Raw genomic sequence first — 11590 nt, forward strand, 5'->3', positions numbered from 1 at the left:
TGGCCACGATGACGCCCCCTTTTGTTGGTTAACTCTTAATCGAGCAATGTGTCGCTGCGCAGCAAGGCAGGGTCAAACCCTTCGCCGGGACGTTCAACTGTGGCCGCATCCATGATGGATTTGATATGATCGGTGACGGCGGCTTGTTCGACCGTCGTGGCAAGATCCTCGCGCACTTCGTCCAAGGTCGGGGCCGCCTTGATGCGGGTTTCCTTCAACTGGATCAGGTGCCAGCCGAACTGTGTTTCCACCGGATCAGATACGGAATCCACGTCCATCGCAAAGACTGCATCTTGGAACGGGGCAACCATCATGCCCTCGGAAAACCAGCCCAGATCGCCGCCATTGGCCGCCGCCCCGTCCGAGGAATGCTCTTTCGCCATATCGCCGAAATCTGCGCCCTCATTGATCTGGGCTTTGATGGCTTTCGCCTCTTCTTCGGTTTTTACAAGGATATGTGCGGCATGATATTCCTTGTCACCCGTCGCCTTGGAAAATTGCGCATCATAAGCTTTTTGGAGGGCCGCTTCGGTAACAGCGTTGGTCGCCACCGATTGCAATGCCGTCCCCGAGAGATAGCCGCGCTGGTCATTTTCCATCGCCAACGTGTCGCGCAGGGTGATCTTGTCGGACATGCTTTGCGCAAGGGCGGCTTGTTGGACAAGCTGGTCAAGGATGCCTTGGAACAGGGTTTCATCGGGCAGCGCCAAAAGTTGTGGCGGCAGGTTTTCGCGCAATACGATCATGTGACCCAAGGTAATATCGGTGCCGTTTACGGTTGCAACAACCGCGCTCGCGCCGCCTTCGGGTACGACGGGGGCAGGTGTTTCAGCGGTTGCTGTCTCTTGTGCGACGACCGCGCCGGCCGCAAATGCGGTCGAAACTGCCAGAATTGCCGCAAGAGTTACTGATTTACGCATCTTTATTATCCTTAGGCTGGTGCTGCGCGGATACGCAACGTTGACTTGGCCCGCAGTGCCGCTTACATCGCGTAGGTCGTTGTAAGGCGTGCCACCAAAGGCTTTCTCCCCCTATCTACGAAACCATGGGGGGGCGGGCAAGGCCAGACGCTTGCACGATCATGTCAGGAAACCCTGATATGGCAGGAACGCGCCACGGAGAAAACATGCTGGGTATTGGAACACTTGCCAAAAAGGTCTTTGGCACGCCAAACGACCGCAAGGTCAAATCGGTTCGCCCGCTGGTCGCGAAGATCAACGCGCTGGAGCCGGACTTCAAAGCCCTGACCGACGATGAGATCAAGGCCAAAACACAAAGCCTTGCCGAGCGGGCGCAGGGGGGCGAAAGCCTTGATGCGCTTTTGCCCGAGGCATTTGCCAACTGCCGTGAGGCCGCGCGCCGCGCCTTGGGCCTGCGCGCCTTTGACGTACAGTTGAAGGGCGGGATTTTCTTGCATCAGGGCAATATCGCGGAAATGAAAACCGGTGAGGGTAAAACGCTGATGGCGACCTTGCCTGCCTATCTGAACGCATTGGCGGGCAAGGGCGTGCATATCGTCACGGTCAACGACTATCTGGCCAAGCGTGACGCCGAATGGATGAGCAAGGTCTACGGTGCCTTGGGGATGACGACAGGTGTTGTCTATCCCTATCAGGCCGACGACGAAAAGCGCGAGGCCTACCGCGCCGACATCACCTATGCCACCAACAACGAGCTTGGGTTTGATTACCTGCGCGACAATATGAAATCCTCGATCGAGGAAATGTCGCAACGCGGGCATTTCTACGCGATCGTGGATGAGGTGGACTCCATCCTGATCGATGAGGCGCGCACGCCCCTTATCATCTCCGGCCCCTCCCAAGACCGCAGCGAGCTTTATACATCCGTCGATGCCTTGATCCCGCAGATCCTGCCGGAACATTTCAAGCTGGATGAGAAAACCCGCAATGTGACCTATACGGATGAGGGTAACGAGTTCATCGAGGAGGCCATGCGCGAGGCGGGCCTGCTGCCCGAGGGGCAAAACCTTTACGATCCCGAAAGCACCACTTTGGTCCATCACGTCACCCAAGCCCTGCGGGCGCACAAGCTGTTCGCGCGCGACCAGCAATATATCGTGCGTGATGGCGAGGTGATGCTGATCGACGAATTCACCGGCCGCATGATGCGCGGGCGGCGGTTGTCGGACGGTCTGCATCAGGCGATTGAGGCCAAAGAGGGTGTGGCGATTCAGCCGGAAAATATCACTTTGGCTTCCGTCACCTTCCAAAACTATTTCCGGCTTTATAACAAGCTGGGCGGGATGACCGGCACGGCCAGCACCGAGGCCGAGGAATTCATGGAAATCTACGGGCTTGGTGTGGTCGAAGTGCCAACCAACCGTCCGATTGCGCGTGTCGACGACCACGACCAAGTTTACCGCACCGCACGCGAAAAATTCGAAGGCGTGGTGAAATCGGTAAAGGAGGCCCATGCAAAGGGTCAGCCGATCCTTGTCGGCACCACCTCGATTGAGAAATCCGAGGCGCTTTCAGAAATGCTGAAGGCTGAGGGCGTCGAACATAACGTCCTCAACGCCCGCCAGCATGAGCAAGAAGCGCAGATTGTGGCCGACGCCGGTAAATTCGGCGCGGTGACGATTGCGACGAATATGGCCGGTCGCGGCACCGATATTCAGCTTGGCGGCAACGTCGATATGAAGGTGCTGGAGGCGCTGGCCGCCGATCCGGATGCCGATCCCGACGCCTTGCGCACCCGTATCGCCGCGGAACATGCCGACGAAAAGGCCAAGGTTATCGCGGCGGGGGGGCTGTTCGTTCTGGCCACCGAGCGCCACGAATCCCGCCGGATCGATAACCAGCTGCGCGGTCGTTCCGGTCGTCAGGGCGATCCGGGGCGGTCCTCGTTCTTCTTATCGCTCGAAGATGACCTGATGCGGATTTTCGGATCCGAACGGTTGGATTCGGTGCTCTCCAAGCTGGGCATGAAGGAAGGTGAGGCGATTGTTCACCCTTGGGTCAACAAATCGCTGGAAAAGGCGCAGGCCAAGGTTGAAGGCCGCAACTTCGACATCCGCAAGCAATTGTTGAAATTCGACGACGTGATGAACGACCAGCGCAAGGCGATCTTTAGCCAGCGGTTAGAGATAATGGAAGCCGAGGATCTGTCGGAAATCGCCGAGGACATGCGCCATCAGGTGATTGATGATCTGATTGATGAATACCTGCCCGCCAAATCCTATGCTGATCAATGGAAGGTTGAGGGGCTGCACGCCGCCATTCTGGAACAGCTGGCGATGGATCTGCCGATTGTCGATTGGGCCAAGGAAGAGGGCGTTGACCAAGAGTTGATGCGCGAGCGGATTTGCGAAGCCTCTGACGTCAAGATGACAGAAAAGCTGGCGGCCTTTGGCGACGAGACGATGCGCAACATCGAAAAGCAGGTGCTGTTGCAGACAATCGATGCCAAATGGCGCGAACATCTGTTGACGCTGGAACATTTGCGCTCTGTCGTGGGGTTCCGCGGGTATGCGCAGCGCGATCCGCTGTCGGAATATAAAACCGAGGGCTTCGGGCTGTTCGAATCCATGCTAAACTCCTTGCGGCAGGATGTGACGCAGCGTCTGTCTCAGGTGCGTCCGCTGACCGAGGAAGAGCAGCGCGTTATGCTGGAGCAATACCAGGCCCAACAAAACGCTACTGCGGGTGCCGCCAAGACAAGCCATGATGCGCCAGAGGCAGAAGTTGCCGCAAACGGCTTTGATGAAAACGATCCGACAACATGGGGCAATCCCAGCCGGAACGAGCTTTGCCCTTGTGGTTCGGGCTTGAAGTTCAAGCATTGCCACGGGAAGTTGGCATAGGATCAAGCATCGGAGAGTCATAAAAAGAAGGGGCAGTTTTTCTGCCCCTTTTTGCTTTTTTTGATGCATTATCCTTGCTTTTGTCGCGATGTATGAGAAGTTTTCCCTATTCTCGCCATGCCCGCGCCTTGCTTCGCAACAAGGATAGGCCTTCAATGGCAGAGGCTAGATGATGGATATGAAACGCAAAATAGCATTGGCGATTGCAACTCTTGCTGTCACGCTTGGCGGAACCAAGCTGTTGCAGGATGAGGCTGATGGGCCGACAAAACAGGCCAACCTTACAATTGATCCGCAATCGGTTACGGCGCTTGCGGCCAGCCTGGACCCTGTGGACATTGTCACCCAGCCCCCCGCTGTGCAGGCCCCCGTCACCATTCGCCCCGAGGCGCCGCCAGAGGCCGCTGTCATGCCTGTTGAGGCTCCGGCCTGTCCGGTTGCGTTGGAAGTGGTTGCCAGCCCCGATGCCACGCTGGGGCTGACGTTGATCGCCCCTTGCCACGTATCGGAGCGTGTCGTGCTGCGCCATGGTGGCCTTGCTGTGACGGCCATGACCTCGGCTACGGGCGCTCTGTTCACCAGCCTGCCGGGAATGGAACCTGGCGGTGAGGTGGCAGTCCATTTCAACAATGGCGACAGTGTTCGTGGCGCAGAACCCTTGCCGGATTTGGGTCTTTACCGCCGGTTTGCCTTGCAATGGGTTGCGCAAGACCGATTTGAGCTGGTCGCATTCAAAAATGGCATCCGTTCTGGCGATGAGGCCGCCCACAACTTGCAAGGCTTGCCCAAAGACGGCGGGTATCTGAGCATGCTGGGCGATGCGACCACTCCGCTTCCTATGCAGGCTGCGGTTTATACGTTCCCGCTAAGTCGGGATGTCTCGGTTGATCTGACCATTGAGGTTGCGGTGACGGATTTAACCTGTAATCGCGAATTGCTGGGGGAAATGCTGTTGAGCGAGGCCGGAGTGTTGAGCAAGACCGATCTGACGATGGCCACGCCTTCCTGTGATGCTATCGGCGATATTCTGGTCATGGCCAATCCGCTGCCTGACCTGAGGCTTGCCTCAGCCAGATAAGTCAGGGGTTTGAAACATCGCCCGATGCCTCCCGCTAAAGATATCCGCTGGCCCGAAAGCTGAGCTCCCGCTCCTTTCCGATGATCAGATGGTCGTGTAGCGTGACGCCAAGGACTTGCGCGGCGTCCTGTATTTGGCCGGTGATGATAATATCCGCTTCCGATGGTGTCGGGTCACCGGATGGATGATTGTGAACCAGTATCAGGGCGCTGGCGTTCAACTCCAAGGCCCGCTTTACCACCTCCCGAGGGTAGACCGGTACATGGTCAACCGTTCCCCGGGCCTGTTCTTCATCTGCAATCAGTACGTTCTTGCGATCAAGAAAGAGAATGCGGAATTGCTCCGTTTCCCTATGGGCCATGGCGGTGTGACAATAGTCCACCAGCGCGTCCCACGAGGATAGCACTGCCGTATGCATCACCTTGGCCCGCATCATTCGCTGGGCAGCAGCTTCAACAATTTTAAGCTCCTGCACCACGGCCCCGCCGACGCCTTGTATCGTGAGCAGACGTGCCTGAGGTGCTGTCACAACCCGATTGAAATCGCCAAAGGTATCCAGCAACCGGCGCGCAAGGGGCTTCACATCCTGTCGAGGGATCGCCCGAAACAGCACCAATTCCAGAAGCTCATAATCGGGCATTGCCGCAGCCCCACCCTCCATAAAACGGGTGCGTAGGCGTTTGCGGTGATCTGCAAGATAAGAGGGAACTTTGCCCGAAGGGGGCACCACAACCACGGCCTCATCCATCTCCGGAAACAGCGGCATAGAGGCTTCTTGAAAGGCGCGGTTCTGACTCATGCCACGATAGTGGCACGTCATGGTAAACTAAGGGTTAACGGCCGAAAGTAAACTTGAAGAAACGTCCGTCTTACCAGGACGGCACATGGCCAGAATACAACCCGCAGTCGCAACGTATCCCCGGCAGGGCAAAAGGCGGAGGGTCGATCCCTCCGCCTTTTGCAGCTCCTTAGCCTTTCATCCCTTCCCAAAAGGTTTTCACCTTGGAAAAGAATGTCCGACCTTCGGGATTATTGTCTTCTGACAGCTTCTCAAACTCCCGCAAAAGCTCTTTTTGCTTTCCGGTCAGGTTCACCGGCGTCTCGACCGCCAGCTCAATTAGCATGTCGCCAACACCGCCGCCGCGCAACGCGGGCATACCCTTGGACCGTAGGCGCATTTGCTTGCCGGTCTGGCTGCCACCGGGTACTTTCACACGGCTTTTTCCGCCGTCGATGGTGGGCACTTCGACCTCGCCGCCAAGGGCTGCGGTCGCCATTGTCACCGGTACGCGGCAGAAAAGATGCACGCCTTCGCGTTGGAAGATCGCATGTTCCCGTACCTCGATAAAGATATAGAGATCACCGGTCGGGCCGCCCCGCAAGCCAGCCTCGCCTTCGCCCGCCAAACGAATACGGGTGCCAGTTTCAACGCCTGCAGGAATATTGACCGAGAGCGCGCGTTCCTGTTCCACCCGTCCTGCGCCGGCACATTTCTTGCAAGGGTTCTTGATGGTCTGCCCCATGCCGTTACAGGTAGGGCAAGTGCGTTCCACCGTGAAAAAGCCCTGCTGTGCGCGGACTTTTCCCATACCCGAACAGGTCGGGCAGGTCACAGGCTCTGCGCCACCATCGGCGCCGGTCCCTCGACAGGAATCACAGGCAATCGAGGTGGGTACATTGATGGTTTTTTGAATGCCCGAAAAGGCTTCTTCCAGCGTCACCCGAAGGTTGTAGCGCAAGTCAGACCCACGCTGCGCACGCGACCGTCCGCCACCGCGTTGGCCACCCATGAAATCGCCAAACAGGTCATCGAATACATCCGAAAAGGCTGATGCAAAATCACCTTGGCCGCCTTGCGGGCCAGGTCGGCCGCCGCCTCCGCCCATTCCGTTTTCAAAGGCTGCATGACCATAACGGTCATAGGCGGCCTTTTTGTTAGCATCCTTCAGGACTTCATAAGCCTCGTTCACTTCTTTGAACTGCTCTTCAGCCTTGGGATTGTCGGAGTTACGGTCAGGGTGCAGTTCTTTGGCCTTGCCGCGATAGGCTTTCTTCAGCTCATCGGCCGAAGCGCCGCGCGTGGCCCCGAGTACGTCATAATAATCGCGTTTTGCCATGGCAAACCTCTGCTCTTGGAACGGCAGAGGGGCGGCCCGTTGAATTAGGCCGCCCCATTTGTCGTTCCGGCGGTGTTACTTCCGCTTGTTGTCGTCCAGATCCTCGAAATCGGCATCGACGATATCATCATCTACTGGGCGGGCCTCATCAGGGGCTTCCGCACCGTCTTCGGCCTCTTGGCTAGACTTGTAGATGGCTTCACCGAGCTTCATCGCAGCTTCTGTCAGGTTCTGGATACCAGATTTGATCTTCCCGGCATCTTCCGCCTTGAGCGCCTCTTCCAAGGGCTGCATCGCCAGCTCGATGGCTTCGACAGTGGATGGGTCCACCTTGTCGCCATGCTCGTCCAGCGATTTGCGGGTGGAGTGCAGCAGGCTTTCGGCCTGGTTGCGGGTTTCCACCAGCTCGCGGCGTTCCTTATCCGATTCGGCGTTCGCTTCGGCGTCTTTCACCATTTGCTCGATATCGCTATCGGACAGACCACCCGAGGCCTGGATGGTGATGTTTTGCGCCTTGCCGGTGCCTTTATCCTTGGCGCCCACGGAAACGATACCGTTTGCGTCAATGTCAAAAGTCACTTCGATCTGTGGCATCCCACGTGGTGCGGGCGGGATATCTTCCAGATTGAACTGGCCGAGGATCTTGTTGTCCGCAGCCATCTCACGCTCACCCTGGAACACGCGGATCGTCACGGCGCTCTGGTGGTCTTCGGCGGTCGAGAACACTTGGGACTTCTTGGTCGGAATGGTCGTGTTCCGGTCAATCAGACGGGTGAACACGCCGCCAAGGGTTTCGATACCAAGCGAAAGCGGGGTTACGTCGAGCAGCACAACGTCTTTGACGTCGCCTTGCAAAACACCGGCCTGAATAGCGGCACCCGAGGCCACAACCTCATCAGGGTTCACACCCTTATGCGGTTCCTTGCCAAAGAATTTGGTCACCTCTTCGATAACGCGAGGCATACGGGTCATACCACCGACCAGAACCACTTCGTCGATGTCGCCAGTGGACAGGCCTGCATCTTTCAACGCGGCTTGGCATGGCTTGATCGAGGCTTTGATCAGATCGCCGACTAGCGATTCCAGCTTGGCACGGGTCAGTTTCATGACCATGTGCAGCGGCTGCCCGTCAGAGCCCATGGAGATGAACGGCTGGTTGATCTCGGTCTGCTGGCTGGAAGAAAGCTCGATTTTTGCTTTTTCCGCAGCTTCTTTCAAACGCTGAAGCGCCATCTTGTCTTTGGTCAGGTCAACGCCATGCTCTTTCTTGAATTCCTCGGCGAGGTAATTCACGATGCGCATGTCAAAGTCTTCACCGCCAAGGAAAGTGTCGCCGTTGGTCGATTTCACTTCGAACAGACCGTCGTCGATTTCCAGAATGGTGATATCGAATGTACCACCACCAAGGTCATAAACAGCGATCGTGCGGCTTTCTTTCTTGTCGAGACCGTAGGCCAAAGCGGCAGCTGTCGGCTCGTTGATGATCCGCAGCACTTCCAGACCGGCAATGCGGCCTGCGTCCTTGGTGGCCTGACGCTGGGCGTCGTTGAAATAGGCGGGAACCGTGATAACGGCCTGCGTTACTTCTTCGCCCAAATAGCTTTCGGCGGTCTCCTTCATCTTACCCAAGATGAATGCAGAGATCTGGCTTGGCGAATATTTTTCACCGCGCACTTGCACCCAAGCGTCGCCATTGCCGCCATCTACCAAGTCGTAGGGCAGGTTTTTCTTGTCTTTGGCAACGTGTTTGTCGTCGATGCGGCGACCGACCAGGCGTTTGACGGCAAAGACCGTATTGGAGGGGTTGGTCACAGCCTGGCGCTTGGCCGGCTGACCCACAAGGCGTTCCGTTTCCGTGAAGCCTACGATTGATGGCGTGGTGCGAGCACCTTCCGCGTTTTCAATGACTCGGGGTTGCGAACCATCCATGATGGCGACGCAAGAGTTCGTGGTCCCGAGGTCGATCCCAATGATTTTGGCCATGATAAATACCTCTTATTCTTCGGCGATGTTGTGGGGGTCAGGCCCGTTATGGCCCCTGATCCCCGATCCCAGTTGTTGACGGCAAGGCACGGCCGCCTTTTCCGGCTACGGTGGATATATAGGCAGGGTGTTTGGCCCCTGCAAGCACCCCCCTTGATGGTTTTTCACCTCAATTGTGGGAAATTGCATCTGGATTGTTAGGGTGGCGCTAATGATTGCGGGTTTTGATCAGCCCCAGTTATAGTTGAAACTGATGCTGATGCGGTCGTCTTCGGCCATGTTCATTGGCACTTCATGGCGCAGCCAGCTTTCCCACAGCACAATCTCACCGGGTTCGGGGGCGACAAAGACAAAGTTTTGCAACCCTTCGGGCGCGTCTTTGGTGCGGGTAGGGGTGGCCATCATCATCGGCAGGCGCGGATCTTCCAGCTTTAGCGCGCCAGCCCCCGGCGGCACAGATACATAGGTCGTGCCACTGATCACGCTATGGGGGTGGATATGCGAGGTGTGGATACCGCCTTGGGGCAGGATGTTGATCCAGATCGAATCCATTTTCAGCTTCTTGCCGTCCAGATCAAAGGCAAGATCTTTTGCAAAGGCGGCCACATGTTTGTCGATCAGCTTGACCAGATCCTTGAACACAGGGTCACGCCAAGCCAGATCATCAAGCGAGGCATAAGAGGTATAGCCGGGGAATTTATGTTCCTCGCACCAGTCCTGCCCTGCGGTATCATCCTCGGCGATGCCAAGGCAGCTATCCTCCAGCGCGTCGGGTGTGGGGGATTTGCCCAGTTCGGACAGGGCGGCGCGGTAAAGGCGGGTGACGAAAAGGCTGTTGATTTGGGGCATTTCGATGTCCTTGAAATTAGCGGGCAGGCAATTCGCCCAGCAGGTCCAGTGCGGCCTGCCGTGGATCGCTGTTTTGCCAGATGGGGCGGCCGACGACGATATGATCGGCCCCTGCGGAAATTGCGTTGGCGGGGGTGGCGATGCGCTTTTGGTCATTGCTGGCGGCACCGGTGGGGCGCACGCCGGGGGTCACAATCAACCGGCCATCTGCCACGGGCAACGCACGGATCAAGGCAGCCTCATGCGGGCTGGCGATGACGCCATCGGCACCGGCCTCTAATGCGTTATTGGCGCGTTCCAGCGTGATCTGGGCAAGGTCGCCCTGTTTGATCAGGTTTGCATCCAGATCGGCGCGGTCAAGCGAGGTCAGGATGGTCACACCCAGAATTTTCAGGTTGGTGCCGGCGGCGCCCTCTTTGGCAGCGCGCACCACTTGGGGGTCACCGTGAACCGTCAGGAAATCAAGGTCATATTGGGCGATGCCACGCACGGCGGCCTCAACCGTGGCGCCGATGTCAAAGAACTTCATGTCCAGAAAGATGCGCTTGCCATGTTCCTGTTTCAGCTCGTTGGCCAGCGCCAGCCCGCCGCCGGTCAGCATGCCAAGACCGATCTTGTAAAAAGACACGGCGTCACCAATCTGGCGCGCAATTTCCATCCCTTGCACGACATTCGCCACATCCAATGCAACGATCAAACGATCATCGGCCATCATAATCCCCTTATCTTTGGCAAAACCGCTGCGTGATGGGCGCTAATCGGCGGGCTGTCAAGCGTGCCGCATTGACTTGGCCCCCGTGGCGGGCTTGGATCATTGCAAAATCAAAATGATAAGGCCCATTATGCAAGTCTCGCTAGAATTTGAGCGCCCCGAGGATGGCCCCGCATCCGGCCCCGTCACCGTTGGCTGGTTCCTGACCAAGGACAAGGGCGCCGTGCTTTATGACCCGCCCGAGCGGATGATCATGCGGCAGACCAACAAGAAACATGCAAAATCGGCCAGCCGTTGCCCCGCAGTGATCCAGATGGAAAGCCGCTATTTCGTGGTGAACTGCCCGTTTGATCTGCATATCGGCTTTGATCGCGATGAAAAGGGCAAGCCACGTCTGATCAACCGGGCAGGGGCGGCGTCACCTATCCGGTCCAATAAAATCTCTGAAGTGATCATGATGGTGAACGAGACCGAATGGCGCTATCCCGACAGGCCAACGGTGCAACTGATGCTGCCCTATTGCTTTATCGCCGATGAGACCGTCTATTTGACCCAACTTGGCACCTTCGCGCATTACCGCCCCGATCCGCTGCCCGGCACGATCTTTGGCGGGCGCTATCCGTTGAACCTTTGGCCGCGCCCGTTGATGTGGGCGTTTGAATGGCATGACACCTCCAAGGATCTGATTTTGCGTCGCGGCGAGCCGCTGTTTTATTGCCAGTTCGAGGCCAACGGCCCCGACCGCCCCGTGCAACTGGTAGAGGCCGAGCGCACCCCCGAGCTGGAATCTTATATGGAGAAAATCTCGGGCGCGGTGAATTATGTGAACCAGACCTTCAGCCTGTTCAAAGCCGCCGAGGCGATGCGTCCTGAAAAGCTGCTTACCCCCAAAGCGCGGAAATAAGGGGCAATTTGCCGCACCGTTTTTGATTTTTTTTGGGGAATGCGCGCCAGTAAACGCTTGAAAAAGGACAGGCCGGCCCCCAAATTTAACCTGAGGCCCGAAACAGGGGGTGTGCCGTAATCGG

9 protein-coding genes are annotated in these 11590 nt (G+C 57.2%); 3 read left to right on the plus strand and 6 right to left on the minus strand.

Features of this window, described 5'->3' with window-relative positions; all coding sequences use genetic code 11:
- Positions 1 to 35: 35 nt before the first annotated feature.
- Entirely contained in the window at positions 36 to 920 is an 885-nt protein-coding gene (locus EOK75_RS10735) for a peptidylprolyl isomerase (RefSeq protein WP_137193946.1), read from the minus strand.
- Between the two features lie 206 nt (positions 921 to 1126).
- Here EOK75_RS10735 and secA point away from each other — a divergent pair, with 206 nt between their 5' ends.
- Both secA and EOK75_RS10745 read left to right on the plus strand, forming a co-directional pair.
- On the plus strand, positions 1127 to 3823 hold the full coding sequence (gene secA, locus EOK75_RS10740; protein ID WP_137194373.1) for a preprotein translocase subunit SecA: 2697 nt from the start codon (positions 1127 to 1129) through the stop codon (positions 3821 to 3823).
- A gap of 178 nt (positions 3824 to 4001) precedes the next feature.
- Positions 4002 to 4901 carry a hypothetical protein gene (locus tag EOK75_RS10745; protein WP_137193947.1) on the plus strand — a complete coding sequence of 300 codons (900 nt, stop codon included), beginning with the start codon at positions 4002 to 4004 and terminating at the stop codon, positions 4899 to 4901.
- 34 nt (positions 4902 to 4935) lie between these two features.
- Here EOK75_RS10745 and radC read toward each other — a convergent pair whose 3' ends face one another.
- From radC to pyrF, 5 genes are all read right to left on the minus strand, one after another.
- Positions 4936 to 5700, minus strand: coding sequence for a RadC family protein (gene radC, locus EOK75_RS10750; protein ID WP_137193948.1), 765 nt, complete (start codon positions 5698 to 5700; stop codon positions 4936 to 4938).
- Between the two features lie 169 nt (positions 5701 to 5869).
- Positions 5870 to 7018 (minus strand): molecular chaperone DnaJ, encoded by a 1149-nt coding sequence (gene dnaJ, locus EOK75_RS10755; protein WP_137193949.1) that lies wholly within the window; start codon positions 7016 to 7018, stop codon positions 5870 to 5872.
- A 75-nt stretch (positions 7019 to 7093) separates the two neighbouring features.
- On the minus strand, positions 7094 to 9001 hold the full coding sequence (gene dnaK / locus EOK75_RS10760; RefSeq protein WP_137193950.1) for a molecular chaperone DnaK: 1908 nt from the start codon (positions 8999 to 9001) through the stop codon (positions 7094 to 7096).
- 228 nt (positions 9002 to 9229) lie between these two features.
- Entirely contained in the window at positions 9230 to 9850 is a 621-nt protein-coding gene (locus EOK75_RS10765; RefSeq protein ID WP_137193951.1) for a TIGR02466 family protein, read from the minus strand.
- A gap of 16 nt (positions 9851 to 9866) precedes the next feature.
- Positions 9867 to 10562 (minus strand): orotidine-5'-phosphate decarboxylase, encoded by a 696-nt coding sequence (gene pyrF, locus EOK75_RS10770; protein WP_137193952.1) that lies wholly within the window; start codon positions 10560 to 10562, stop codon positions 9867 to 9869.
- 130 nt (positions 10563 to 10692) lie between these two features.
- Here pyrF and EOK75_RS10775 point away from each other — a divergent pair, with 130 nt between their 5' ends.
- Positions 10693 to 11466 (plus strand): hypothetical protein, encoded by a 774-nt coding sequence (locus EOK75_RS10775; RefSeq protein ID WP_137193953.1) that lies wholly within the window; start codon positions 10693 to 10695, stop codon positions 11464 to 11466.
- The last annotated feature ends 124 nt before the right edge of the window (positions 11467 to 11590 follow it).

Origin of the sequence: Pseudorhodobacter turbinis, assembly GCF_005234135.1 — a bacterium.
Lineage (GTDB): Bacteria > Pseudomonadota > Alphaproteobacteria > Rhodobacterales > Rhodobacteraceae > Pseudorhodobacter > Pseudorhodobacter turbinis.